At 61.6% G+C, this 26,581-nt stretch carries 22 protein-coding genes; 12 read left to right on the top strand and 10 right to left on the bottom strand.

Annotated features, from left to right (window positions below):
• Positions 1-5 precede the first annotated feature (5 nt).
• Genes nirB through DXT88_RS10595 form a run of 4 tightly spaced genes read left to right on the top strand, consistent with a single transcriptional unit; the run spans position 6 to position 6,983 of the window.
• The gene (gene nirB / locus DXT88_RS10610) at positions 6-2,579 is read left to right on the top strand and encodes a nitrite reductase large subunit NirB (protein ID WP_265213269.1); all 2,574 of its coding nucleotides are present in this window, start codon (positions 6-8) and stop codon (positions 2,577-2,579) included.
• Positions 2,580-2,600: 21 nt separating this feature from the next.
• Positions 2,601-2,957 carry a nitrite reductase small subunit NirD gene (gene nirD / locus DXT88_RS10605; protein ID WP_029363646.1) on the top strand — a complete coding sequence of 119 codons (357 nt, stop codon included), beginning with the start codon at positions 2,601-2,603 and terminating at the stop codon, positions 2,955-2,957.
• Positions 2,954-4,228: an NAD(P)/FAD-dependent oxidoreductase gene (locus tag DXT88_RS10600; protein WP_265213267.1), complete on the top strand. Its 1,275-nt coding sequence runs from the start codon at positions 2,954-2,956 to the stop codon at positions 4,226-4,228. The genes nirD and DXT88_RS10600 overlap by 4 nt, the downstream gene beginning before the upstream one ends.
• A 13-nt stretch (positions 4,229-4,241) precedes the next feature.
• Positions 4,242-6,983 (top strand): nitrate reductase, encoded by a 2,742-nt coding sequence (locus tag DXT88_RS10595; RefSeq protein WP_265213265.1) that lies wholly within the window; start codon positions 4,242-4,244, stop codon positions 6,981-6,983.
• A 54-nt stretch (positions 6,984-7,037) separates the two neighbouring features.
• Here DXT88_RS10595 and DXT88_RS10590 read toward each other — a convergent pair whose 3' ends face one another.
• A complete protein-coding gene (locus DXT88_RS10590) occupies positions 7,038-7,241 on the bottom strand; it encodes a hypothetical protein (RefSeq protein WP_265213263.1) in 204 nt (67 codons plus the stop codon).
• A 205-nt stretch (positions 7,242-7,446) separates the two neighbouring features.
• On the opposite strand from DXT88_RS10590, the gene DXT88_RS10585 reads away from it, so the two are divergent.
• Complete coding sequence (locus tag DXT88_RS10585) at positions 7,447-8,487, top strand: 5'-methylthioadenosine/S-adenosylhomocysteine nucleosidase (RefSeq protein ID WP_265213261.1); 1,041 nt, start codon at positions 7,447-7,449, stop codon at positions 8,485-8,487.
• Between the two features lie 127 nt (positions 8,488-8,614).
• Positions 8,615-9,061: a hypothetical protein gene (locus DXT88_RS10580; protein WP_265213259.1), complete on the top strand. Its 447-nt coding sequence runs from the start codon at positions 8,615-8,617 to the stop codon at positions 9,059-9,061.
• A gap of 12 nt (positions 9,062-9,073) precedes the next feature.
• Here the strand turns inward: DXT88_RS10580 and DXT88_RS10575 are convergent, their stop codons facing one another.
• Both DXT88_RS10575 and DXT88_RS10570 read right to left on the bottom strand, forming a co-directional pair.
• Positions 9,074-10,348: a glucarate dehydratase family protein gene (locus DXT88_RS10575; RefSeq protein WP_265213257.1), complete on the bottom strand. Its 1,275-nt coding sequence runs from the start codon at positions 10,346-10,348 to the stop codon at positions 9,074-9,076.
• Positions 10,349-10,373: 25 nt separating this feature from the next.
• Positions 10,374-11,693, bottom strand: a complete 1,320-nt coding sequence (locus DXT88_RS10570; RefSeq protein ID WP_265213256.1) for an MFS transporter — start codon at positions 11,691-11,693, stop codon at positions 10,374-10,376.
• Positions 11,694-11,953: 260 nt separating this feature from the next.
• On the opposite strand from DXT88_RS10570, the gene DXT88_RS10565 reads away from it, so the two are divergent.
• Positions 11,954-12,652, top strand: a complete 699-nt coding sequence (locus DXT88_RS10565; protein ID WP_265213254.1) for a GntR family transcriptional regulator — start codon at positions 11,954-11,956, stop codon at positions 12,650-12,652.
• Between the two features lie 34 nt (positions 12,653-12,686).
• On the opposite strand, the gene DXT88_RS10560 is transcribed toward DXT88_RS10565, so the two are convergent.
• From DXT88_RS10560 to rph, 5 genes are all read right to left on the bottom strand, one after another.
• Entirely contained in the window at positions 12,687-14,729 is a 2,043-nt protein-coding gene (locus DXT88_RS10560) for a putative bifunctional diguanylate cyclase/phosphodiesterase (protein WP_265213252.1), read from the bottom strand.
• Between the two features lie 4 nt (positions 14,730-14,733).
• Entirely contained in the window at positions 14,734-15,933 is a 1,200-nt protein-coding gene (locus DXT88_RS10555; RefSeq protein WP_029363643.1) for an HDOD domain-containing protein, read from the bottom strand.
• Between the two features lie 139 nt (positions 15,934-16,072).
• On the bottom strand, positions 16,073-17,341 hold the full coding sequence (gene hemW, locus DXT88_RS10550) for a radical SAM family heme chaperone HemW (protein WP_265213248.1): 1,269 nt from the start codon (positions 17,339-17,341) through the stop codon (positions 16,073-16,075).
• Positions 17,338-17,922, bottom strand: a complete 585-nt coding sequence (gene rdgB, locus DXT88_RS10545) for an RdgB/HAM1 family non-canonical purine NTP pyrophosphatase (RefSeq protein ID WP_016835107.1) — start codon at positions 17,920-17,922, stop codon at positions 17,338-17,340. The genes hemW and rdgB overlap by 4 nt, the downstream gene beginning before the upstream one ends.
• 153 nt (positions 17,923-18,075) lie before the next feature.
• Positions 18,076-18,810 carry a ribonuclease PH gene (gene rph / locus DXT88_RS10540; protein WP_265213246.1) on the bottom strand — a complete coding sequence of 245 codons (735 nt, stop codon included), beginning with the start codon at positions 18,808-18,810 and terminating at the stop codon, positions 18,076-18,078.
• Positions 18,811-19,105: 295 nt separating this feature from the next.
• Between rph and DXT88_RS10535 the strand changes: the two genes are divergently transcribed.
• The 4 genes from DXT88_RS10535 to DXT88_RS10520 all read left to right on the top strand — a co-directional run bounded on the left by DXT88_RS10535 (position 19,106) and on the right by DXT88_RS10520 (position 23,381).
• Positions 19,106-20,014 (top strand): YicC/YloC family endoribonuclease, encoded by a 909-nt coding sequence (locus DXT88_RS10535; RefSeq protein ID WP_265213244.1) that lies wholly within the window; start codon positions 19,106-19,108, stop codon positions 20,012-20,014.
• 42 nt (positions 20,015-20,056) lie between these two features.
• Entirely contained in the window at positions 20,057-20,698 is a 642-nt protein-coding gene (gene gmk, locus DXT88_RS10530) for a guanylate kinase (RefSeq protein WP_265213242.1), read from the top strand.
• Between the two features lie 126 nt (positions 20,699-20,824).
• Positions 20,825-21,028: a DNA-directed RNA polymerase subunit omega gene (rpoZ, locus tag DXT88_RS10525; RefSeq protein ID WP_007881846.1), complete on the top strand. Its 204-nt coding sequence runs from the start codon at positions 20,825-20,827 to the stop codon at positions 21,026-21,028.
• 37 nt (positions 21,029-21,065) lie between these two features.
• Positions 21,066-23,381: a RelA/SpoT family protein gene (locus DXT88_RS10520; protein ID WP_029363641.1), complete on the top strand. Its 2,316-nt coding sequence runs from the start codon at positions 21,066-21,068 to the stop codon at positions 23,379-23,381.
• 31 nt (positions 23,382-23,412) lie between these two features.
• Here the strand turns inward: DXT88_RS10520 and DXT88_RS10515 are convergent, their stop codons facing one another.
• Positions 23,413-24,357: a LysR family transcriptional regulator gene (locus tag DXT88_RS10515; protein WP_265213236.1), complete on the bottom strand. Its 945-nt coding sequence runs from the start codon at positions 24,355-24,357 to the stop codon at positions 23,413-23,415.
• A gap of 132 nt (positions 24,358-24,489) precedes the next feature.
• Between DXT88_RS10515 and DXT88_RS10510 the strand changes: the two genes are divergently transcribed.
• The gene (locus DXT88_RS10510; RefSeq protein WP_265213234.1) at positions 24,490-25,098 is read left to right on the top strand and encodes an FMN-dependent NADH-azoreductase; all 609 of its coding nucleotides are present in this window, start codon (positions 24,490-24,492) and stop codon (positions 25,096-25,098) included.
• A gap of 84 nt (positions 25,099-25,182) precedes the next feature.
• On the opposite strand, the gene DXT88_RS10505 is transcribed toward DXT88_RS10510, so the two are convergent.
• Entirely contained in the window at positions 25,183-26,523 is a 1,341-nt protein-coding gene (locus tag DXT88_RS10505) for a DUF3422 family protein (protein ID WP_016835101.1), read from the bottom strand.
• Positions 26,524-26,581: the final 58 nt, after the last annotated feature.

Raw genomic sequence — 26,581 nt, 5'->3', positions numbered from 1 at the left:
TGATCATGAACATCATCGTCATTGGCCACGGCATGGTCGGTCACAAATTCCTGGAGTCGCTGGCTGAAAGCGGCGCGTCCAACCTCAAGGTCACCGTGCTGTGCGAAGAGCCTCGTCCGGCCTACGATCGCGTGCATCTGTCCGAATTCTTCGCTGGCAAGTCCGCCGACGACTTGTCTCTTGTGGCGCCGGGCTTCTTCGACGCCGGCAAGAGCCCGGTGGACTTCGACCTGAAGCTCAACGCCAAGGCGCAGAACATCGACATCGTCGGCAAGACCGTTACCGTCAACATCAACGGCGCCGTCGAAACGCTGGCCTACGACAAGCTGGTCATGGCCACGGGCTCTTACCCTTTTGTCCCGACCGTCGCGGGTAACCAGCGCAAGGATTGTTTCGTCTACCGCACCATCGAAGACCTCGAAGCCATGCTCGAGTGCGGCAAGCGCTCCAAGACCGGCGTGGTGATCGGCGGCGGTCTGCTCGGCCTGGAATGCGCCAAGGCGCTGCGCGACATGAACCTGGAAACCCACGTGGTGGAATTCGCCCCGCGCCTCATGGCGGTGCAGGTCGATGAGAGCGGCGGCCGCATCCTGCGCCAGAAGATCCAGGACCTCGGCGTCACCGCCCACACGCAAAAGAACACACTGGAAATCGTCGACGGAAAAACCGGCACGCACCGCATGAACTTCGAGGACGGCACCCACCTCGACACCGACATGATCGTCTTCTCGGCCGGCATCCGTCCGCGCGACGAACTGGCGCGCGAGTCGGGCCTGAAGGTCGGCGACCGCGGCGGCATCGTGATCGACAACAGCTGCATCACCTCCGATCCCGACGTCTACGCCATCGGCGAATGCGCGCTGTGGAACGGCAAGATCTTCGGCCTGGTGGCGCCCGGCTACGACATGGCGCGCACCGCCGCCAAACACATGCTGGCGCACCTGAACGATGCCGCCGAAGTGCAGCAATTCAACGGCGCCGACATGAGCACCAAACTCAAGCTCATGGGCGTGGACGTCGCCAGCATCGGCGACCCGCACGGCAAGGAAGCCGGCGCACGCTCCTATCAATTCACCGACGAACGCAAGCAGATCTACAAGAAGATCGTGGTCTCCGAGTCGGGCAAGCACCTGCTCGGCGCGGTCATGGTCGGCGACGCCGCCGAATACGGCACGCTGCTGCAGATGATGCTCAACCGCATCGAACTGCCGGAGTCGCCGGAGTTCCTGATCCTGCCGCAAGCCGACGGCAAGGCCAAGGTCGGCCTCGGCGTCGACGCCCTGCCAGACTCCGCGCAAATCTGCTCCTGCAATAACGTCTCGAAGGGCCAGTTGTGTGCGGCAGTGGCGTCCGGCGTGACCAACATCGGCGACCTCAAGAGCTGCACCAAAGCGGGCACCGCCTGCGGCGGCTGCGTGCCGCTGGTGACGCAGGTGATGAAGGCCGAGATGAAAAAGCAAGGTCTCGCCGTCAACAACCACGTCTGCGAACACTTCCCCTACTCTCGCCAGGAGCTGCATCACCTGGTGCGCGTGAACAAGATCAAGAGCTTCGGCGACCTGTTGGCGCAACACGGCAAGGGTCTCGGCTGCGACGTCTGCAAGCCGGTCGCGGCCAACATCCTGGCCTCGTGCTGGAATGACTTCGTGCTCAAGAAGGAACACGCCAGCCTGCAGGATTCGAATGACTACTTCCTCGGCAACATCCAGAAGGACGGCACCTATTCGGTCGTGCCGCGCATGGCCGGGGGCGAAGTCACGCCGGACGGCCTGATCGCGGTCGGCCAGGTCGCCAAGAAGTACGGCCTCTATACCAAGATCACCGGCGGCCAGCGCGTCGACCTGTTCGGCGCCCGCGTCGAGCAACTGCCGGACATCTGGGAAGAACTGATCGCCGCCGGCTTTGAAACCGGCCACGCCTACGGCAAGTCGCTGCGCACGGTCAAATCCTGTGTCGGTTCGACCTGGTGCCGCTACGGCGTGGACGATAGCGTCGGCCTGGCGATCGAACTGGAGAACCGCTACAAGGGCCTGCGCTCGCCGCACAAGATCAAGTTCGGCGTGTCCGGCTGCACCCGCGAATGCGCCGAAGCGCAAGGCAAGGACGTCGGCATCATCGCCACCGAAAAAGGCTGGAACCTGTACGTCTGCGGCAACGGCGGCATGAAGCCGCGCCATGCCGAACTGATCGCCTCCGATCTCGACAAAGCAACCATGATCCGCTACATCGACCGTTTCCTGATGTTCTACGTACGCACCGCCGATCGCCTGCAACGCACCAGCACCTGGCGCGACAACCTCGAAGGCGGCCTCGACTATCTGAAGAGCGTGGTCATCGACGACAAGCTGGCCATCGCCGCCGAACTGGAAGCCGACATGCAGCACGTGGTCGATACCTATGAATGCGAATGGAAGAAGGCCGTCACCGATCCCGAGACGCGCAAGCGCTTCCGCCACTTCGTCAACAGCAAGGAAGCCGACGCGAACGTCAAGTTCGTTGACGAACGCGGCCAGATTCGCCCGGCGACGGTGGCCGAGCGCAAGCTGATCGATATTCCTGTGGTCGCAGAAGCGATCTGATTCCTGAGAGAGGAAATGAACATGCACAGCGACCGACAAATTGAACACTGGATTGAAGTCTGCGATATCGCCGACATCGTGCCGAACACCGGCGTCTGCGCCCTGATCGGCGGCGAACAGGTGGCGGTGTTCCACGTCATCGAAGGCGGCAATAGCGAGACCCGTGTCTTCGCCATCGGCAACTACGACCCGAATGCGGACGCCTCGGTGCTGTCGCGCGGCCTGGTCGGCAGCATCGGCGAACGCATCGTGGTGGCCTCGCCGATTTATAAACAACATTTTGACCTGCAGACCGGCGAATGCATCGAAGCGCCCGAACATTCGGTGAGCGCCTACCCTGCGCGCCTCGAACACGGCAAGGTGTGGGTGGGCGCATGACTATCGTTCCGGCACCTGTAGCTTCCGCAAAAAAACCGTCGCTGGTCGTGATCGGCAACGGCATGGCCGGCATGCGCACAGTCGAAGAATTGCTGAAGCTGGCGCCGGACCTGTACGACATCACCGTGTTCGGCGCCGAGCCGCACGGCAATTACAACCGTATCCTGCTGTCGCCGGTGCTGGCGGGAGACAAGAGCATCGACGACATCATGCTCAACACGCGCGACTGGTACGTGCAAAACAATATCACGCTGCACGCCGGCGATCCGGTCGAGAAAATCGACCGCCGCCGCCGCACCGTGCGCTCCCAGGCTGGCGTCGAGATCAAGTATGACCGCCTGCTGCTGGCGACCGGTTCCAAGCCGTTCATCATCCCGGTGCCGGGCCATGAACTGCCGGGCGTGATCGCCTTTCGCGACATCCAGGACGTTCACATCATGCTCGACGCCGCGCGCAACCATCGTCACGCCGTGGTGATCGGCGGCGGCCTGCTCGGGCTGGAAGCGGCCAACGGCCTGCTGCGCCAAGGCATGGACGTGACCGTGGTGCATGTCACCGACAGCCTCATGAACCAGCAACTCGACAAGCCGGCCGCCGCGCTGCTCAAGAAGGCGCTGGAGATGAAGGGCCTGCGCTTCCTTCTCAATGCGCAGACCGAAGCCATCGTCGGGCCGGATCGCGTCACCGCGGTGCGCTTCAAGGACGGTTCGGAAATCCCGGCGGACCTCGTCGTGATGACCGCCGGCGTACGCCCCAACATCGGCCTGGCCAAGGAGGCCGGGCTGCATTGCGACCGCGCCATCGTGGTCGACGATACGCTGCAGACTTACGATCCGCGCATCTATGCCGTCGGCGAATGCGTGCAGCACCGCCAGGCCACCTTCGGCCTGGTCGCGCCGATCTGGGACCAGGCGCGCGTGTGCGGCGCCCATCTGGCCGGCGCCGGCCATCGCCGCTACGTGCAGCAAGCGACCGCCACCAAGCTCAAGGTCACCGGCGTCGACCTGTATTCCGCCGGCGACTTCATCGGCGCCGACGACACCGAAGACCTGGTGCTGCGCGATCCGCGCCGCGGCATCTACAAGCGGCTGGTGCTGCAAGGCAGCCGGCTGATCGGCGCAGTGCTGTACGGCGACGTCAAGGACGGTCCGTGGTACTTCGACCTGATCCGGGAAGGCGGCGACATTTCCGCCATCCGTCATCAACTGTTGTTCGGCCAGACCATCTCCAGCCAATCGCAAAGCCAGACCCCGAGCCCTCAGGCAGCCTGACCAGGAAACCATCGTGAACCTCTCCCAAGCTCCGCTCTCGACCGTCGGCACCAAGACCACCTGCCCGTATTGCGGCGTCGGCTGCGGCGTGCGCGCCGCCATGCAGGCCGACGGCGTGATCGCCGTCACGGGCGACGAGCTGCATCCGGCCAACAAGGGCCGCCTGTGCGTCAAGGGTTCGGCGCTGGGCGAGACGGTCGACCTCAGCGGCCGCCTGCTGCATCCGAAAGTGCGCGACGCCGACGGCACGTTGCAGCGCGTGAGCTGGGACGCTGCGCTCGACAAGGTCGCCGGCGGCCTGCGCGGCATCATCGACCGGCACGGTGCGGATGCGGTGGCGTTGTATGTCTCCGGCCAGTTGCTGACCGAAGACTATTACATCGCCAACAAACTCATGAAGGGTTACATCGGCAGCGCCAACATCGACACCAATTCGCGCCTGTGCATGTCGTCGGCCGTGGCCGGCCACAAGCGCGCGTTCGGCGAAGACCTGGTGCCGATCTGCTACGAGGATCTGGAGTTGGCCGACATGGTGGTGCTGGTCGGCTCCAACACGGCGTGGTGTCATCCCATCCTGTTCCAGCGCATCGCCAAGGCCAAGGAAAACCGGCCGGAGATGAAACTGATCGTCATCGATCCGCGCCGCACCGCCACCTGCGAACTGGCCGACATGCATTTGCCGGTCAAGGCCGGCACCGACGTCTGGCTGTTCAACGGCCTGATGAGCTTCCTTGCGCATCGCGGCGCGCGCGACAACGCTTTCGTCGACGCCCACACCAGCGGCCTCGGCGAAGCGCTGGCAATCGCCGACGCCGACTGCGCCGACCCGAATGAAATCGCGCGGATCTGCAAGGTCGACGTCAACGACCTGCTGGCCTTCTATCAAATGTTCGCCGATACCGAGAAGGTCATCACCGCCTTCTCGATGGGCGTGAATCAATCCAGCGCCGGCACCGACAAGGTCAACAGCATCATCAACGTCCACCTGATCAGCGGCCGCATCGGCAAGCCCGGCATGGGCCCGTTCTCGATCACCGGCCAGCCCAACGCCATGGGCGGGCGCGAAGTCGGCGGCCTCGCCAACATGCTGGCGGCGCACATGGATCTCGACAATGCGCTGCATCGCGACACGGTGCAAACCTTCTGGGGCTCGCCGCACATGGCCGACAAGCCGGGCCTGAAAGCGGTCGACCTGTTCAATGCAATCGAAGCCGGCCGCATCAAGGCGGTCTGGATCATGGCGACCAATCCCATGGTCAGCATGCCCGACGCCAACGTGGTCCAGCGCGCGCTGTCGAAGTGCGAACTGGTGGTCGCCTCCGACATCATCGAAGGCACCGACACCAATGCCTTCGCGCATGTGCTGCTGCCCGCGCTTGGCTGGGGCGAGAAGGACGGCACCGTCACCAATTCGGAGCGCCGCATCTCGCGCCAGCGCGCCTTCCTGACCGCGCCGGGCGAAGCGCGTCCGGACTGGAAGATCATCTGCGACGTCGCCATCCGCATGGGGTATCGCGGCTTCGACTTCGCCGGCGTGCATGCGATCTTCGACGAACACGCGCGCCTGAGCAGCTACCGCAACGGCCCGCCGCAAATTGCCGGCAACAACATGCGCGTGTTCAATCTCGACGGCTTGACCGGCATGAACAAGCAACAGTTCGACCAGTTGCAGCCGATCCAGTGGCCCGTCACGCGCGACAAACACAACGGCGACGCGGTCGGCGCCGCGCGCCTGTTCGGCAACCGGCGCTATGCACATGCCGACGGCAAGGCGCGCTTCGTGCCGACGCCGCCGCGCGGTCCGGCGCATCTGCCGGATGAAGAATTCCCGCTGACGCTCAACACCGGCCGCGTGCGCGACCAATGGCACACCATGACGCGCACCGGCAAATCGGCGCGCCTGGCAGATCACGTGCCGGAGTCCTTCGTCGACATGCATCCGCAGGATGCGTTGCGTTACGGCGTGCGCGAAGGCAGCCTGGCGCGCATCAGCTCGCGCTGGGGCGCGATGGTGGCGCGCGTGCAGCACAGCGGCGGCATTGCGCGCGGCAGCGTGTTCGTACCGATCCACTGGAGCAACCAGACCGCCTCCGATGCGCGCGTGGGTGCGCTGGTCAATCCGGTGGTCGATCCGGTATCGGGTGAACCGGAGTTCAAACACACGCCCGTCAACATTGAAGAATTCGGCGTGTCCTGGCATGGCTTCATCCTGAGCCGCAAAGCATTGGCATTGGATGAAATCACGCATTGGACGCGCATCCAGGGCCGCGATTTTGCGCGCTACGAACTGGCCGGCCGCAACGCCATCGGCGACCACAGCGCGTGGGCGCGCAAGCTGCTCGGCGTACACGACATCGACGCCGACTGGCTCGAATACGAAGACCGCACCGCCGGCGTCTATCGCGCGGTGCACGTCGACAACGACCGTATCGACATGTGCATCTTCCTGTCCAAACGCCCCGACCTGCCCTCGCGCGCCTGGCTGGCGAGTCTGTTCGACAAGGAGCAACTGGAGGAAGCCGACCGCGTCGGCCTGCTGATCGGCCAGCCGATCGAAAAAGGCGCCGACACCGGCCCTACGGTATGTTCATGCTTCGGCGTGGGCCGCAACACGATCTGCAATGCAGTGCGCGAGCAGGGATTGAAGACGGTGGCGGAAGTCACCGCCTGCCTCAAGGCCGGCGGCAACTGCGGCTCTTGCGTGCCGGAGATCAGGAAGTTGATGGTGGAGACGATGGCTGCGGAGACTGCCTGAGCTTGACGAAAGGAAGCGCTACGGCGTCGATCCTGATGAGGAAAATACGGTCGCTCAGTCCGCCGGCCGCGAAGTGATGATGATCGGCGCCGGGCTTTCGCCGTCGGCCTGCTCCAGCGATTGACGATAGCGTGCGGAACGTTCCATGTTGATCTGGTACTGCTCTTCGGCATGGCGATAAGCCAGCTGCTCGGCGGGCGAACGGCTGCAGCCGGTGATGGCGAGGGCGCACAGGGTCAAAAGCAGGAACTGCTGCATGGGTGTCTCCGAGGGGGATGATGTTATTTCTTTGCGGCAATCATATACTCAATATATCCGACGGGCAATTTTTTCACCTTCAATTACCGCTGAAAGCGCCGCCGGCATTGACGTTCCGACAACTGTGGCTAATTTCCGGATTCTTCGGCATCCTCTGGTCTGCCTGCATTTCTCGAAGACGTCGTCTTCCACCAAAGGAATATCCTTGCCCGCTCCCCTCTCCTCCCTGTTGAACAAGCTTTCCTGCGCGCTGCTGGCGCTTGTCGCCTTATTCATCTCAACCACCGCTCACGCCGAACAGAAACGCTGCCTGAGCGAGTGCAAACCGCGCATCGGCATCGTCTCCGCATTCGGCGCCGAGGCCGACATCCTGCTTGAGCAGACCCAAAGAAAACACGACTGGCGCATCAACGGCAATCGCTTCACGACCGGCGTATTGCGCGGTAATCCGGTCGTGATCGTACTCAGCGGCGTGAGCATGGTCAACGCCACGATGGTCACGCAACTGATGCTGGATCATTTCCACATTGAACGCCTGCTGATGAGCGGCATCGCCGGCGGCGTCAATCCGGCCAATCATGTCGGCGACGTGGTTGTGCCGGAAAGCTGGGCGATGCCGATGGAAGTCTATTGGAATGGCGACGGCAGCCTGCCGGCCGCTTGCGGCGAAGCCGGCGATGTCAGTTGTCTGGGATTGAAGCTGGCGACGGAAAATGGCAAGGCGCGTTCCGACTTCCAGTTCGATGCGCCTGGCGGCAAGGTCAGCAGCGGTCTGTTCATGCGCGACAGTTTCGTGATGAATGCCGCCAACGCACCGCAGGGTGAGTTCCGCTTCGAGTTCCAAGCCGATGCGCAGATGCTTGCGGTAGCGCGCGACCTGAAACCCATGCTGGCGACATGCGGCCCTAAAAACCCGGCGCTGTGCGTTGCCGCTCAACCGGCGTTGATAGTCGGTGGACGCGGCATTTCCGGTTCGGCCTTTTTGGCCAACGCCGGCTACCGCAGCTATCTGTACGATACGCTGCAAGCGCAGCTGGTGGATATGGAAACGGCTGCCTTCGCACAGGTTGCGTATGCCAACGGCGTGCCGTTCATCGCCTTTCGCAGCGTCTCTGATCTGGCGGGCGGCAACGACTTCAAGGATGTCGGCGCGTTCTTCGGCAGCGGCTTGGCGGAGACCAACGAGGCAAGCGTGACGCTGGCATTCCTGGAGGCATGGGGACGAGCGCGCCCCAAGAAAAAATAGAAATTATGCGAGATTTGTCGCACAACAATTTCAACTCGCACCATTATTTTCATGAAGGTCCGCGATTGGCGAACTCGGCTTTTCATTGACGCGTCTCATGTCCGGCCCACCTTCAAGGAAACCGCACATGATTTCTGCATTCAAATTCATCAAACCTGCAATCCTCGCCACACCGATGCTGGCGGCCGCCTGCCTCACGTTGGCAGGACAGATCCCGGCGCAAGCGTCCACGGTCGTTCAGAGACTTGTTCAAGCCGATATCCCATCCGCTATTCAAGCAAGGGATCACGCTCTTGCCGCTCCTCCGTATGTCCATGCCGTGCCGGCGGACATGATGCGCGGGTCGGACAAATGGATAGGCAATCTTTCTCTCAAAGACCTTGCCGCCGATACGGCTCCGGTAAAAAAAGCTGCAGCCCCTGCATCGCTTTACTTCAAGCCTGCCACGCCTGGATGGATAGATGCGCTCGATGCCGCAAGCTACATGATGACCCTGACTGTCCCGGTCACGTTCGACATCCTTCCTTCCGCCAATCGACCTCCGCCACCGAATATCCAATCCCCCCTCAAGTAAGCGCAAGCGACCTCAAAAACGCGGCTTCACCGTTTTCCAGTCCGGCTTGTACTTGCGCATCTGGCGCACGTCGTCGCGCGAGCGGATGCCGCAGCTCAAGTAGAGGTCGTGCAGCTTGGCCAATTGATCGCGATCGAGCTCCACACCCAGGCCGGGCGCCCGCGTGATGCTGACGCAACCGTTGCGGATGGGCAGCTTGCCGCCCTTGATGACTTCTTCGTCGGCTTCCTGCCACGGGTAATGGGTGTCGCAGGCATAGGACAAGTTGGGTACCGCCGCCGCCACATGCGACATCGCCATCAGGCTGATGCCCAGATGTGAATTGGAGTGCATCGAGACACCAAGGCCGAAGGTATCGCACATCAGCGCCAGCATCTGCGTGTCGCGCAAGCCGCCCCAGTAGTGATGATCAGCCAGCACGATCTGCACGCTGTTCAAGGCGACGCTGCGGCGGAACTCATCGAAATCGGTCACCACCATGTTGGTCGCCAGCGGCAATCCGGTGCGGCGATGCAGCTCCGCCATGCCCTCCAGCCCCGGCGTGGGGTCTTCGTAATATTGCAGGTCGTCGCCCAGCAATTCGGCCATGCGCACGGCGGTGTCGAGCGACCAATTGGCGTTCGGGTCGATGCGCAGCGGCGTGTCGGGGAAGGCTTTTTTCAGGGCCTTGATGCAGGCGACTTCATGCTCCGGCTCCAGGGCGCCGGCCTTGAGCTTGATGCTCTGGAAACCGTTCTCGGCTATCATGCGGCGCGCCTGGGCGACGATCTGTTCTTCGCTCAGCGCCTCGCCCCAGGCGTCTGGCTTGTACGGGCTGTCGATGTGCTCCGCATACTTGAAAAACAGATAGGCGCTGAATGGAATGTCGGTGCGAACGGCGCCGCCCAGCAAGTCCACCAGCGGCACGTTCAGATAGCGCGCCTGCACGTCGAGCAAGGCGACTTCGAACGCCGAATATGTATTGCTGACGGCTTTGCTGGCGTGCGAACCCGGGGCCAATTCGGCACCTGCATTATTGGCCGGCGACATGCCCGCCACTGTGGCCTTGACGATCGCGCGCAGGCGGTTGAGGTTGAACGGATCGAGGCCGATCAGTTGCGTTTTTACCTTGTCCAGCACGGCCAGCGCGGCGGCGTCGCCGTAGCTTTCACCGAGGCCGAAGTGGCCGTTGTCGGTTTCCACCTCGATGATGGAACGCAAGGCATATGGCTCATGGATGCCGCTGGCGTTGAGCAGGGGCGCATCCTTGAATGCGATCGGTGTGACGGCGACGCGGGTGATCTTCATGTCTTTTTCCGGTATGAATAATGAATTAGTTTTTGCCTGCAATCGCTGCCGGGTGCGCCGAGGTGCGGGCGAAGAACACCACGACCGCCGCCACCACGGAGGTCGCCGCCAGGGCATACAGGCCGCCCTGGATCGAACCGGTCCTTTGTTCAAGGAAGCCGAAAGTGGTCGGTGCGACGAAACCGCCGAGGTTGCCGAGCGAGTTGATCAGCGCGATCACTGCTGCTGCGATGCGCGCATCGAGATACGACTGCGGGATCGGCCAGAACAGCGAAGACGCCGCCTTGAATCCCACCGCAGCGAAACAGATCGAGACGAACGCGAATACCGGTCCGCCGAAGGTCGACACGTACATGCCGATGGCGGCGATGATCAGCGCCGCCGCAGCCCAGGCCTGCTGGAACTTGAAGCGCGCCGCCAGGCTGGCGAACAGGTACATGGCGATGATGGAGATGATCCATGGGATCGAATTGAACAGGCCGACCTGGAAGTCGGAATATGCACCCATCTTGCGAATGATGCTAGGCAGCCAGAATGTGGCGCCGTAGATCGTCAGCGAGATCGAAAAATAGATGAAGCAGAAGATGACGATCTGGCTGTCGCGCAGCAGCGCCCAGGTCGAGATATGGGCCGGCTTGATCTTTTCACGCTCGGCCTGTTCGGCGGCGATGGTGTTGCCGATGAGATCGCGTTCGCTCTGTGTCAGCCACTTCGCATCAGCCGGCCGCGAGTCGAGCCAGAACCAGACGAAGCCGCACAGCACCACTGAGGCGAGGCCTTCGATGATGAACATCCATTGCCAGCCGTGCAAGCCGCCGCCTTCGATCTGCAGCAGCGCGCCGGAAATCGGCCCCGACAGGATTGACGCCAGTGCGGAGCCGCTCAGGAAGATCGCCATCGCCTTGCCGCGCTCGCCGTTGGGCAGCCATTGCGTGAAGTAATAGATCACGCCGGGAAAGAAGCCCGCCTCCGCCACGCCAAGCAGGAAGCGCAGCACGTAGAACGACGTCTCGCCTTGCACGAACGCCATCGCAGTGGCGGCGATGCCCCAGGTCAGCATGATGCGCGTGAGCCAGGCTTTGGCGCCGTACTTTTGCAACAGCATGTTGGACGGCACTTCAAAGATCGCGTAACCGACGAAGAACAAGCCCGCGCCCAATCCATACGCTGCCGTGCCGATGCCGATGTCGGCGGCCAGGTGCGTGCGCACGAAGCCGATGTTGACGCGATCGATGTAATTGACGATGAACATGATCACGAACAGCGGCAAGACGCGCTGCTTGATCTTCGATACCGCCCTGTCGAGCGGCGACAATGCCCGCCCTGCTGCCTGCGCTGTAGTCACTGCTTGTCTCCTGCGTTTTTTTATCGAAGAAAGAGTGAGTTATCTTTCCAGTTTAAAACATTAAAACACTAATATATTAGTGTGTCAATGCGATTCAATTGCTTTATCATGCTTATAACAAAGCGGATTTCACAGCTAACTTGCCTTATCTTTTAAGCACTTGTCGTCAAAGATTGAGATATCCGCTGCGTTGATCGACGCGCACGCCGCTGCCCTTTCTTTCGATTTATGTTTTTTGACGTCCCCGGATTCCGATTGCCATGAACAGCCCCTCGCCCCTGCCGCAACATCAGCTCGACCGCTCGCGCCATGCCGCGCCGCAGGTATTCGAACGGCTGCGTGAAGCCATCATCACGATGCAGCTCACGCCCGGCACCGTCCTTTCGCGCGCCGAGCTGGCCTTGCAGTTCGGCCTGAGCCAGACGCCGATCCGCGACGCGCTGATGAAGCTGGGTGAAGAAGGCCTGGTGGATATTTTTCCGCAGCATGCGACTGTCGTGCGCGCGGTGGATATTGCAATGGCGCGGCAGGCGCATTTCCTGCGCCGTTCGATTGAACTGGAAATCGTCCACACGCTGGCGGCCGCCCCGAATCCGGCATTGATCGTGCGTCTGCAAGCCAGCATTGCCAAGCAAAAAATATTGGCCGACAGCGAGGATTACAGCGAGTTCGTCGAAGCCGACCAGGCCTTCCACCGCCAGATGTACGAAGCCGCAAACATCCCCGACCTGTGGGCCATGGTGCGTCGTCACAGCGGCCACCTGGACCGGCTGCGTGCGCTGCACGTGCCGATTCCCGGCAAGGCGCGCGCGGTGCTGCGCGACCATATCGCGATCGTCGATGCCATCGCGGCGGGCGATCCGATTGCCGCGCAGGACGCCTTGCGCACGCATCTGTCCAATACCTTGTCGCACCTGGACGATATCCGCGAGCGCTTTCCGCACTACCTGAAAGATTGAGACTGAAGAGTTTTACTGCGGGTTACGTGCTGCGTTACAAGGCGGCGGAGAACTTGCGGCCTTCTGTCAGCATGAGATGGAAATCCGCGGCCGGGACCGGACGCGAGAACAGGTAGCCTTGCAATTCGTTGCAACCGGCTTCCTTGAGGAAATTGAACTGCTCCATGTTTTCCACCCCTTCGGCGATGACCTTGTGGCGCAGTTGCTTGGCGATGCCGATGATGGCGCTGGCGATGGCGCAATCGTTGGTGTCGTCGGGAATGCCGGTGGTGAACGAGCGATCGATCTTGAGCGTATTGATCGGGAAGCGCTTGAGGTAGGACAGGCTGGAATAGCCGGTGCCGAAATCGTCGAGCGAAATCGTCACGCCGAGCAGGCAGATTTTTTCCATGATCGAAATCACGCGATCGGTGCTGTGCATCAGCATGCTTTCGGTGATTTCCAGTTCCAGCCATTCGCCGGTCAATTGATGCCGGCTTAGCGCCGCCCTGACGCGGTCCGGCAGCGATCGGGTGAATTCGCGGGCCGTCACGTTGATGGCGATGCGGATCGGCTCCAGGCCAGCTTCCTTCCACTGGCGCGCCTGCGCGCACGCGGCTTCCAGCACCCAGTCGCTGAGCTGGACGATGAGGCCGGTCTCTTCCGCAATCGGGATGAAATCACCCGGCGCCAGCAGGCCGCGCTCCGGATGCTGCCAGCGCACCAGCGCTTCGGCGCCGGTGATGTGGCCTTGCGCGAAGTCGATCTTGGGCTGGTAGTACAGCAGCAGTTCGTTGTACTCGAAGGCGTGCAGCAAACCGGTTTCGATGCGCAGCAAGTCCAGCGTGTTGCGGTTCATTTCTTCGCTGTAGTACGCGTAGCCGCCTTCGTTATTTTCTCCGCCCTGCTTGGCGCGGTACATGGCGATGTCGGCCAGGCGCAGCAGGGTTTCGGTGTCGGTGGCGTCTTGCGGATACATGCTGATGCCGATGCTGGCGCCGACGCGCAGCTCATGCCCGTCGATGAAGAACGGCTCGTCGAACAGCGCGATCAGTTTTTGCGCAACGAAGCCGGCGTGGTAATCCTTGTCGATGTCGAACAGCGCGATGGCGAACTCATCGGCGCCCAGGCGCGCCACCACGTCTTCGTCGCGCAATGCTTTGCGCAAGCGGATCGCGACTTCGACCAGCAGCATGTCGCCGGCGACATGGCCGAGCGTGTCGTTGATCGGCTTGAAGCGATTCAGGTCGATGAACATGATGCAGCCGTAGATATTGTCCTGCTGCGCGGCCAGCAGCGCCTGGTCGACCGTGCGCGTGAGCAGTGTGCGGTTCGGCAAACCGGTCAGCGAGTCGTAATAGGCCAGATGATGAATCAGCTTTTCGGCGTTCTTGCGTTCGGTGATGTCGTTGATGTAGCCGATCATGCCGATCGGCTGGCCGTGCTGGTCGCGCATGACCGACAGCGACAGGCTGGCCCAGAACGCCTCGCCCGACTTCTTGCGGCGGCGCACTTCCATCTCGCGCCCGCCCTGCGCCAGGAACACGTCGTTGAGCGAAGCGTCGTCCTCGTCTTCGTTCTCGTACAGGAACAGCACGTTGCGGCCGATCGCTTCGATCGCGGTGTAGCCGAATAACTGTTCGGCGCCGCGGTTCCAGCTGGTGATGAAACCGGCCTGGTCCATCGTGATCACCGATTCGTGCATCTGGTTGAGGATTTGCGCCTGCTGCTCGAGCTTGGATTCGATCTGGTCGAGCACACGGCTGCGCTTTTCGGTGTCGGCGCGGTTTTGCAACAGGCGGCCGGTCAATGCGGCGAATGAGGCCAGGCGTCCGGCCTCGGCTTCAGTGTAATTTTCGGCCGGATCGGGAAAGACGTAGTGACCGTAGCTCACGCCCTCGTGCACCACCGGCTGCAACAGTTGCTGCGTGTCGAGTGCGTTGGGGACGTCGGAAAAATAACGGCCGCCCGAGCGACCGAGGAAACTCGATACGATATTGCTCAAGGCCTCATGCAGCGCGATGCCTTCGAGGCCAAGCACTGCGTCAAGCAGTGCCGAGCAGCAGGCCAGATCGTTGCTGCTGAGGGTGGCGATCATCGGGTCAGGCCTCGTGACTGACTTTGGAAGCCCAGCGATAAGCCTGGATCAGCGCGCGGCAATAACCTTCGGGAGTGACGCCGGCCGCGGCCAGATCAGTGTGACGCAAGGGGATGCGGCCGTATTCGGCGCGTTCCACCACGTCCAGCAAACGACCGAGGCGGCCACGGCGCTGCATCAGCGCGTCGAGGATGTCCTGCGGCAGCTTGAGCGGCTCGATGATGAGTCGCAGCGGCATGGTCAGCAATACGTCCAGCAGCGAAAACATGCCGACGATGAAGGCACGGTCCTGCTCGTCGCGGTCGCCGTCGATCTGGTGGCACATCGCTTCCATCATGGCGGCGCGCGCAGCAGCGCGCGGCAGCAGCGGATTGGCCGACTCGTCGCCGGGGAAGCGCGCATACAGCAGCAGTTGCAACCAGCGTTGCAGTTGGCGGCGGCCCAGCAGGTTGATGGCCTGGGTGAAATTGGTGATGTGCGCCGAGAAGCCGAATGCCGCCGAGCTGACCAGTTTGAACAATTGGTAGGACAAGGCGGGATCCTGCTTGAGCAGGCCTTCCAGCGCATGCACATCGGCGTCGTGCGAGACCAGTTCCAGCAACTTGACCAGGCGGCCGCGTGAAATCGCATCCTTCTGCGCGACGTTCGACGACGGCAATAGCGGGTATTCACCGCTGAACCAGCGGAAGCCTTCGGCGCGGCAAGCGTCGAAACTGACCGGGTCGGGGACGTTTTCAGCCAGGTGCGGGCCGCGCATGCGCGTCAACCACGGGCTTGCATCGGCCGGAATGCCGGCACTGCAATCGAGCGACAGCGATTCGATGAAATCCGGGAACAAGGCAGTACGCGGCGGAATACCATCGGCGATCAGGCCGTAGCCCATTTTCGTGAGGCGCTCCAGCAACGGTTGTCGCGCCGGATCGGCGCAATATTCGACCGGTACGCGCAAGATCAGTTGGGTGTCCTTGGGCGGCGCGCCGAATTCACCTGCGAACTTGTCGGGATTCGGGACCGTGAGGATGCAGGAAAGCCGTCCGAGCGCTTCGCCCAGACCGAACTCGTTGAAAAGCCGGGAAAACAGGTCGCAACCGTTCTCATCGAACGGCGACACATGCAACGACAGCGCCGTCCATAAGTAATGGACGTCTGCAACGGGCTGTAAAAAAACTAAAGGAAAAGGAATGCTTTTATCCTGGACAGCCATTTTGTGTGGAATTGCGGTGAGCTACCGCAATATTTTTAATTGGTTATGAAAAATAAATAAGCAAGTTTCCGAAAAGAATTCTTATCTAAATCCAAATATTTACTAAATATACCTGAGAAAACTGCACTTGCCTAAATGTTCATTCAAACAGGAACATTTCCTGGAGATCGTTCAGGAAGCGGCGTCCCAGCTCGGTTGGCCGGATGATCGCGTGGTCGCGATACAGCAGGCCTTTTTTCTCGGCGTCATTGAGCGCGGCGTCGATGGCGTTGATGCTCATGCCGGTGCGCTCGTTAAACAAATTGACCGGAAAACCGTCTTCCAGGCGCAACGCATTGAGCATGAATTCGAAGCCCAGCGCGTCGCGGCCGATCTCGCCTTCTTCCTGGATGGCGTTGCCGGTGCGCATCTTTTCCATGTAGGTCTGCGGATGCTTGTGACGCGCCTGGCGCACGATGCGGTGCGGGAACGACAGCTTCGAATGGGCCCCGGCGCCGATGCCCAGGTAGTCGCCAAACTGCCAGTAATTGAGATTGTGGCGCGCCTGGCGCTTCGGTTTGGCGTAGGCCGACACTTCGTAGTGCTGGTAGCCGGCGGCGCCGGTCAGTTCGGTGATCATGTCCTGCATGTCGGCGCTGGTATCGTCGTCCGGCACCTGCGGCGGGTATTTGGCGAACAGCGTGTTCGGCTCCAGCGTGAGGTGGTACAGCGACAGGTGCGGCGGCGCGCAGTCGATTGCGGTCTGGATGTCGCGGCGTGCTTCGTCCACGCTTTGCGACGGCAAGGCGTACATCAGGTCGAGGTTGAAGTTGTCGAAATTCGCATGTGCGATCTCGACCGCCTTGCGCGCCTGGTCGCCGTCATGGATGCGGCCGAGCGCGGCCAGATGCGCCGAGTTGAAGCTCTGGATGCCAATCGACAGACGGTTGATGCCGCTGGCGCGATAGGACTTGAATTTCTCGGCTTCGAAAGTGCCGGGATTGGCTTCCATCGTGATTTCGATGTCGATGTCCAGCGGCAGCAAGGTGCGGATATCGGACAGCAGGCGGTCGAGCCCGGCCGCCGACAACAGGCTGGGCGTGCCGCCGCCGATGAAGACGGAGTAGATCTTGCGGCCCCAGATCAGCGGCAGCGCCGACTCCAGATCGGCGCGCAAGGCGTCCAGATAGATGTCTTCAGGGAAGCTGCCCTTCACTTCATGCGAATTGAAATCGCAGTAGGGACACTTCTTCACGCACCACGGGAAATGCACGTACAGCGACAGCGGCGGCAAGGCCGACAGTTGCAGGCTGCCCGGTTTGAGGAACGCCAGCGCGGCCTGCGCCGGACCGTCCTGCTGCCCGGACTGGCCCGACTGCGACGGCAGCGACGACAGGCTCACGCCGACAGGCTTGATCGGAATGATCATCGCAGCTTCTCGACCAGCGCGCGCAGGGCCTGGCCGCGGTGCGAGTGGGCATTCTTTTCAGCAGCGCTCAACTCAGCCGCCGTGCGGTTCAGGGCCGGCAGCCAGAAATACGGGTCATAGCCGAAGCCGCCCGCGCCGCGCGCTTCTTCGACGATTTCACCATGCCACGAACCGTCGGCGATGACCGGTTGCGGATCGTCGGCGTGGCGGACATAGACCAGCACGCAGTAGTAATAGGCCGATTTGTCGTCGTGCCCGGCCAGGTCGGCGATCAGTTTGGCGTTGTTGGCGGCGTCCGATTTCGGCTCGCCGGCGTAGCGCGCCGACCATACGCCGGGCGCACCGCCCAGAGCGTTGACGCAGACGCCGGAATCGTCGGCCAGCGCAGGCAGGCCGGTCAGGCGTGAGGCGTGGCGTGCCTTGGCCAGGGCGTTTTCGACGAAGGTGGCGAAGGGCTCTTCGGCTTCCGGCACATCGAACTCGCCTTGCGGACGCACGTCCAGGCCGATTTCGCCGAGCAAGGCGCCGAATTCGCGGAGTTTTCCGGGGTTGTTGGAGGCGAGGACGATTTTTTGGGTCATGACGGATGAATAACGGATAACAGTCGATCAAGTAAAAACGCCATGTCCGTAGTGCACGGACATGGCATAGCGGGATTGTAGGGATTGTAAAAGGATTCGGGCGCGGCTGCCGGCCCGGCGTCCTTTTGGCGCGAAGATCTCTCGTCGTTTAGTTTATCGAGCCAGACCGAGTGTTTCTTTCTGCAAGGCAAGCAGTTCCTTGATGCCCCTGTCGGCGATGTCGAGCAGGCTGTTGAGCGTGTTGCGGTCGAAGGCGGCGCCTTCAGCGGTGCCCTGCACTTCGACGAAATGGCCGGCATCGGTCATGACGACGTTCATATCGGTGTCGCAGTCGGAATCTTCCACGTAATCCAGGTCCAGCACCGGCACGCCGCGATAGACGCCGACCGAAATCGCCGCCACGAAATGCTTGACCGGAATGGCCGTGATCAAGCCGCGGCCCAGCAGCACCGAGAACGCGTCGTAAGCGGCGACCATGGCGCCGGTAATGGCGGCTGTACGCGTGCCGCCATCGGCTTGCAGGACGTCGCAGTCGAGATGCAGGGTGCGCTCGCCGAAGGCTTCCAGGTCAAACGCGGCGCGCAAGGCGCGGCCGATCAGGCGCTGGATTTCTTGCGTGCGGCCAGACTGCTTGCCCTTGGCGGCTTCGCGGTCCATACGGGTATGCGTCGAGCGCGGCAGCATGCCGTATTCAGCGGTCATCCAGCCTTGCCCTTTGCCCTTGAGGAAGCCCGGCACTTTTTCTTCGATGCTGGCGGTGCACAGCACGCGGGTGTCGCCGAACTCGACCAGCACGGAGCCTTCGGCATGCTTGGTGTAGTGGCGGGTCAGGCGAACGGTGCGCAAATCGGCGGTGGCGCGTCCGCTGGGACGTTGGAATGCGGTCATGGTTTTTCCTATGGAATCGGTGACGGACGCCTTTGGGCCATGTAGGCCGGGCAGAACCGGAGAAGAGGTTTTGATGGCGCGCGGCAAGCAAACTTTTTACAATGCGCTATCCAAACCCAAATACAATCACGCCTCATTGAGCTCAATGAGCTTATTGAAGTTGGTGAGCTTGAATTTTTACCGGCATTGTCTTGATAAATTGCCGGTTTGTAAAGGAAGCATGGCCTTGCCGGCCTTCCCGCCACACCATTCCGCCGGCCGCGAGCTGCGCGGTCCGCCACATCCGGAGAATCGATTGACCATTTACAGCATGACCGGCTACGCCGTCACCAAGCGCGACACCGCCGCCGGCGCCATCACCGTTGAACTCAAGAGCGTCAATTCGCGCTTCCTCGACCTGCAGTTCCGCGTCAACGACGACTTGCGCGCGGTCGAGCCCGCCATGCGCGAAGCCATCATCAGCAAGCTGGTGCGCGGCAAGGTCGAATGCCGCCTGAGTTTCGGCCGCAAGACCGCCGAAGGCGCCAGCCAGGCCCTCAACCAGACGCTGCTGGCGACAATCTCGGAATTGCAAAGCCAGGTGCGCGCGCAATTCATCGACGCGCCGCCGCTGAGCGTGGCGGAACTGTTGCGCTGGCCAGGCGTGATTGAAGAAGCAGAAATCGGCCAGGACACGCTGCAAGCCGACGTGCTGGCGACGCTGCAGCAAACCCTGACCGCGTTCCTGGATAGCCGCGCACGCGAAGGCGCAGCGCTGCAGGCGGTGCTGGAAACCCGCATCGACGCGATGGAAGCGATCGTCGCGCGCATCACGCCGCTGGTGCCGCAACTGGTGACGCAGTTCCAGCAAAAGGCCACCGAACGCATGCAGGAAGCGCTGGGACTGACGAGCAAGGACGGCGCAGTCGCGTCGCTGCCGCGCGAAGAAGTGCTGGAGCGCATCCGCCAGGAAGTCACGCTGTACGGCATCCGCATCGACATCGCCGAAGAACTGGCGCGCCTGTCGGCGCATCTGGCCGAGACCCGCCATATCCTGAAAAAAGGCGGCCAGGTCGGCAAGCGCCTCGATTTCATGATGCAGGAACTCAACCGCGAAGCAAATACGGTCGGCTCGAAAGCCGCCATGAAAGAACTCGCCGACGCGTCGATGGAATTGAAATTGCTGATCGACCAGATGCGCGAACAGGTCCAGAACCTCGAATAATCGAACAACCGATCCCGACATTCAGACACGAGAGAGCATCCCATGCCAAACAAGAATCCAACCTCCGGCAGCCTGTTCATGGTCGTGGCGCCGTCCGGCGCCGGCAAATCCACGCTGGTCAACGCCCTGCTGAAGCAGGAGCCCGAGATCAAGCTGTCGATTTCCTACACCACGCGCCCGCCGCGTCCGGGTGAAGAGCACGGCCGCGAATACTACTTCACGACCGCCGACGATTTCCTCAAGCGCCAGGCCGAGGGCGAATTCCTGGAATGGGCGGAAGTGCACGGCAATTACTATGGCACCTCGCGGCTGATGATCGCCGATCAGATTTCCAACGGCACCGACGTGCTGCTGGAAATCGACTGGCAAGGCGCACAGCAGGTCAAGAAACAGTTTTCCAACGCCATCGGCATCTTCATCCTGCCGCCCTCGATCGCGGCGCTGGAAGAGCGCCTCAAAAAACGCGGACAGGACGAACCGCACGTCATTACGCGCCGCATCCTCGCCGCCGGCGGCGAAATCGCTCACTCGCCGGAGTTCGAATATGTTATTATTAATCAAGAGTTTGCAGTCGCTTTGTCGGAATTGACGGCAATTGTGAAAGCAGCGCGTTGCCGCTTCCCGCAACAGGCTGCACGCAACACCTTCCTGTTCACTCAGCTCGGCATTCATGCCATCACCTGAGTTGACGAGTAAATCGCTCCCAAGGCGCACCGCTCGAACCGGATCCGATGACAATGCGGATGCCGATTGAACCGGAACCACCAGAATCATTCAGAATCACCAAGCAACACGAAATCAGGAGTTTTTATGGCCCGTATCACCATCGAAGATTGCCTCAAGCAAATCCCTAATCGCTTCCAGCTGACCCTGGCCGCAACATATCGCGCACGCCAGCTGCTGCAAGGTCATACCCCGAAAGTGGATGCCAAGGACAAGCCGACCGTCACAGCCCTGCGCGAAATCGCAGCTGGCAAGGTCGGCATCGAGATGCTGAAAAAAGTGCCTGCCTGAGTTTCATCCTCGTCCATGCTGCCGATAACGCCAACGTATGAGCCTGACTCCCCCAGATTCAACCCTCGGTTCTCCGTTATCAGCAACTAGTACGACTGGCATGACTGGCAGCACCGGTACTCCCCGAGCGTCTTCCGGACGCTCGGCGTCAAAACAGAATTCCCAAAATCCTTCCGCAACACCCCCTGCTCCCGCGTTGCACAGCGGCGTGGCGACGTTTACCCACCTGACGCACAAGCTCGAGGAATACCTCACGCCTTCCGAACTGAAGAAGGTCAAGGAAGCCTATCGCTTCTCGGATGAGGCGCACCTGGGCCAGATGCGCAAGTCGGGCGAACCTTACATCTCGCATCCGCTTGCGGTCGCCGAAATCTGCGCCGACTGGAAGCTCGATGCGCAAGCCATGATGGCCGCACTGCTGCATGACGTGATGGAAGACCAGGGCGTACGCAAGGACGAACTGATCGAGCGTTTCGGCGCGCCGGTGGCCTCGCTGGTTGATGGCTTGTCCAAGCTCGACAAGATCGAATTCCAGAGCCAGATCGAAGCGCAGGCGGAAAACTTCCGCAAGATGCTGCTGGCGATGGCGCGCGACGTGCGCGTGATCCTGATCAAGCTGGCCGATCGCCTGCACAACATGCGCACGCTCGGTGCGATGGTCCCCGAGAAAAAGCGCCGCATCGCCCGCGAGACGATGGAAGTCTACGTGCCGATCGCGCATCGTCTCGGCCTCAACAATATTTACCGCGAGCTGCAGGAACTGTCGTTCTCGCATCTCTACCCGCTGCGCCACAAGACATTGTCGAAGGCGGTCAAGGCCGCGCGCGGCAATCGCCGCGAAGTGGTCACCAAGATCCTCGAGTCCGTCACCAGCACGCTGATCGCCGCCGGCATCCCGGCCCAGGTCGACGGCCGCGAAAAGACGCTGTACGGCATCTACCGCAAGATGCGCAACAAGCACCTGACGTTTTCACAGGTGCTGGACGTTTATGGCTTCCGCGTGGTGGTCGACAGCTTCGCCAATTGCTACGTCGCGCTGGGCACCTTGCATTCGCTGTTCAAGCCGATGCCGGGCAAGTTCAAGGACTACATCGCGATTCCCAAGCTGAACGGCTACCAGTCGCTGCACACCACGCTGATCGGCCCCTACGGCACGCCGGTGGAGTTCCAGATCCGTACGCAGGACATGCACCGCGTGGCCGAATCGGGCGTCGCCGCGCACTGGCTGTACAAGGACGACGAAGGCAGCCTGACCGACCTGCAGCAACGCACTCATGCCTGGCTGCAATCGCTGCTGGACATCCAGAAGCAGACCGGCGACTCGGCCGAATTCCTCGAACACGTCAAGGTCGACCTGTTCCCGGATTCAGTCTACGTCTTCACGCCGAAGTCGAAGATCATTGCCCTGCCGCGCGGCGCCACGGCGCTCGACTTCGCCTACAACATCCATACCGACATCGGCGACCAGACCACCTCGGTCGTGATCAACCACGAACCGGCGCCGCTGCGCACCGAGCTGCACAACGGCGACATCGTCGAAATCATCACCTCGCCATCGTCGCGCCCAAGCCCGAACTGGCTCGGCTACGTTCGCACCGGCAAGGCGCGCTCGGCGATCCGCCATCGCCTGCGCACGGTCAACCTGGCCGAATCGCAAGCGCTGGGCAAACGCCTGCTGACCAATGCGCTCAATACGCTGGGACTTGACCCGGACCTGCCAACCACGCTGATCGAGCGCCTGCTCAACGAATCCAGCGCCAAGACCATGGACGAGCTGTACGCCGACATCGGCATCGGCACGCGCATGGCGCCGCTGGTGGCCCGTCATATCATGGGCATGACCGAGAATGGCGGCGCCGTGCCGCAGCTTGATGTCGAAGGACACATGCTGCCGAGCAAACCGGATCCGGTGGTCATCACCGGCAACGAAGGCTCGACCGTGCAGCTGGCAACCTGTTGCCTGCCGATCCCCGGCGACAAACTGATCGGCCATCTGAAACACGACCAGGCGCTGATTGTCCACGTCGAGGATTGCGAGACCGCCAAGCGGCATCGCGAGAAAGAACCGGATCGCTGGATCGAAGTCACCTGGGCCGGCGAACTCAACCGCCGCTTCGAATGCCGCATCACCATCCTGGCGCATAACCAGAAAGGCACGCTGGCGCGCATCGCCGCCGAAATCGGCGAAGCCGACGCGCATATCGTCTCGGTCAGCATGGACGACGACGGCGATCCGGCGATGAAGCACTTGCGCTTCACCATCCAGGTCGAAGACCGTGTCCACCTCGCCCGCACCATGCGCGGCATCCGCAGCATCGACAGCGTCGCCCGCATCCTGCGCGAGCGCAGCTGACCAAACCCCGCAACAAACTTCGCCTGATGCGTCAAGCGACCGCTTGCGCTTCCGGCACGGCAAACTCCATCCCCCCACCGGCATTGCATGCGCCGTGCTTGACTTTCTCAGCAACAAATTCAATCAGCGCGCTGACCGCCAGCGATAACTGGCGCCGATTCGGATACACCGCATACATGCCGCTGATGTCGCGCTGATACTGCGGCAAGATGCTCACCAACGTACCGCGCCGCAAGTCTTCCGCCGCGACCATCACCGGCAACAATGCAATGCCCAGTCCGGCACGCGCCGCCCGCAGCAAGCCCTGCGCGGTGTTGATGCACAGGCGCGGCGCCACGCGGATGCTCTCTGCGCCATTTGGTCCCTCCAGCTTCCACAGCGCCGCTTGTGGAGTATTGGAAGCGGCCAGGCAGTCGTGCCGGGCCAACTCTTCCAGCGATTCCGGCGCGCCGCGCCGGGTCAAATACGAAGGACTGGCCAGCAAGCCGCGATGGCTGGCGCCCAGTTTGCGCGCCACCAGACTCGAATCGGGCAACTGCCCGGCGCGAAACGCCAGGTCGATGCCTTCGGCAATGAGATCGACGCGATCGTCGCTGAGCAGGAACTCGAGTTGCACGCGCGGATAGCGCTGCATGAATTCAGCCATCCATTCCATGGCGAAGTTGTCGAAAAAGTCCGCCGGCGCCGCCACACGCAAGATGCCGCCGGGTTCGCGATTGCCTTCCGACAAGCTGGCGCCGGCGTGCTGGATGTCCTCGATGCCGGGTGCACAGCGTTCGAAGAACTCGCGCCCCGCCGCCGTCATGTTCAATTGCCGCGTGGAGCGCTGCAGCAGCCGTACGCCGAGGCTCTCTTCCAGCAATTGCAAACGCCGGCTGATGGTGTTGGAAGGCATGCCGAGGCGACGGCCCGCAGCGGCAAAGCTGCCGGCGCGCACGACTTCGACAAAGACAGAGATATCGTTCAGGTCCAACATGGCATTCATCCTAAAAATGGACTGGTGAAATCAGATTCTCCCATCTATTGAAGTTATTGGAAAGCCTCTATATTCCTTTCATCGCAATCCAATGCGACCTGATAACCCAAGGCAACTTTCCAAGGAAACAATATGAGCACCCTTCTGCACATTGACTCCAGCGCCCGCTATGCCGGCTCCCTTACCCGTCAGCTGAGCGCTGCCTATGTCGAACAATGGCAAGCCAAGAACGCCGGCGGCAAGGTCGTCCAGCGCGACCTGGCAAGCCACATCCTGCCGCACATTACTGAAGCCATGATCGGCGCCTATTTCACACCTGCCGATCAACGCAGCGCGGAACAGCAAGCGATCATCGCCGAATCCGACAAGCTGGTGGACGAACTGATCGCCGCAGACACGCTGGTCATCGGCGTACCGATGTACAACTTCGCGCCGCCATCCGCGTTCAAGGCATGGGTTGACCATATCAGCCGCGTCGGCCGCACCTTCTCCTACGGCGCCAACGGCCCGGCCGGACTGCTGACCGGCAAGCGCGCCATCGTGATCCTGAGCAGCGGCGGCGTCTATTCCGAAGGTCCGGCGCAACCAATGGATTTCAACGGCACCTACATCCGCAGCGTACTGGGCTTCCTGGGCATCACCGACGTGGAACTGATCACCGCTGAAGGCGTGTCGATGGGCGAAGAAAAAGCCAGGCAAACCGTATCGCAAGCACAGGAAAAGATCAGCGCAATCGTCTGATCGGGTTTCCAAAAGCAAAAAAGCCGGATCAACCGATCCGGCTTTTTTACGTCTGCGTCATCTGCACCATCCGGCCCATCCGGCTCAGGACACGTGCACGCTCTTGTGCAAGCGCCGCAAGCCGAACCATACGCCCGCCGCAAACACCGGCACCATGAGCCCGGTGGCGATATCCGGATTGATCGGGATGCCGGACGCCTTGAGCGCCTTGCCGATATAGCCGAACAATCCCACCATGTAGTAGGAAATTGCAGCCACCGACAAGCCTTCGACCGCCTGCTGCAAGCGCAGTTGCTGGGCCGCACGGGCATTCATCGATTCGAGGATCTGGCGATTCTGCTGCTCTTGCACGATGCCGATGCGCGTGCGCAGCAGATCGTTGGTATGTGCGATCCGTTCGGCCAATGCTTTCTGGCGATGCGCCACCGACGTGCAGGTGTCCATGGCGGGCGCGAGACGGCGTTCCATGAACTCGCCGATGGTGGGCACGCCCTCCACGCGGGTTTCGCGCAGCTCTTCGATACGGGCCTTGACCAGCCGGAAATACGCCTGCGATGCGGAAAAGCGATAGCTGTTTTCCAGCGACATCTTTTCGATGCGCGCCGCCAGGCCGGTGATCTTGCGCAGGATCCGCTCGTCTTCTGCGTGTCCTGCGCTGGTATTGCCGCCGCCATGCTCCGCATCGACCATCGCGGCCGTCAGCGTCGCCAGATCGCTTTCGATGGCGTTGAGCACCGGCCCGGCCTGCAGCGCGTGCGGCAAACCCAGCAAGGCCATCATGCGGTAGGTTTCGATTTCCAGGATGCGCTGCACCAGGCGTCCGCCCTGCAGGTCGCGCAAGTCGATGTCGCGCACCACGAAGCGGCTGAAACCATCGGCCTGGATCACGAAATCGGTCCAGATTTCCCCGCCCTGCAATACCTTGCTGGAAGACAGCAGCTTGCCTTCGAACAGGCGCGCCATGCCGGCGGCGGCGTCATGTGCCGGTGCGCGTTCCAGCACCACATGGGCCGCCACCATGATCTTGCCCTGCAACGCCAGCAGCCACTGCTGCGGCACGTGCCTGAGCGGCGCGGCGGCGAAGGCTTCATCGGTCGTCAGTGCGGCGTCGTGACTCTGCGCGAATGTATAGCTGGCGAATTCGGTATGGCATTCCCACTTGAGGCGGAAACGGCCGAAGTCGTGGAAGAAATGCTTGGCGTCCATGCCCGGCGCGGTTACGCCAAAATGCAGGCACAGGTCGGACAACAGGGCATGCTGGAACGCGACGTGATGGTTGGCGTCCGCGCCAGCCTGGTCGCGCAGGTAGACCGCGAGATGTGTCAGGCTTTCCGGCGCGCTCAAGTGCAGGAACGGCCGTGAATGCACTTCCGCGGCGAGAGCCACGCGTTGCGGATGATTCAGACTGGCGTAGACGATGGACATGGACAGGCCTTTGGCTTAATCGGGAGAAATGGTGATATCAGGAAATCGGAGTCAGGAA

Origin of the sequence: Herbaspirillum lusitanum, assembly GCF_026127345.1 — a bacterium.
GTDB lineage: Bacteria > Pseudomonadota > Gammaproteobacteria > Burkholderiales > Burkholderiaceae_D > Herbaspirillum > Herbaspirillum lusitanum.
Note: the sequence above shows the minus strand (reverse complement) of the source record. Positions and strands in the feature narration are given on the sequence as shown.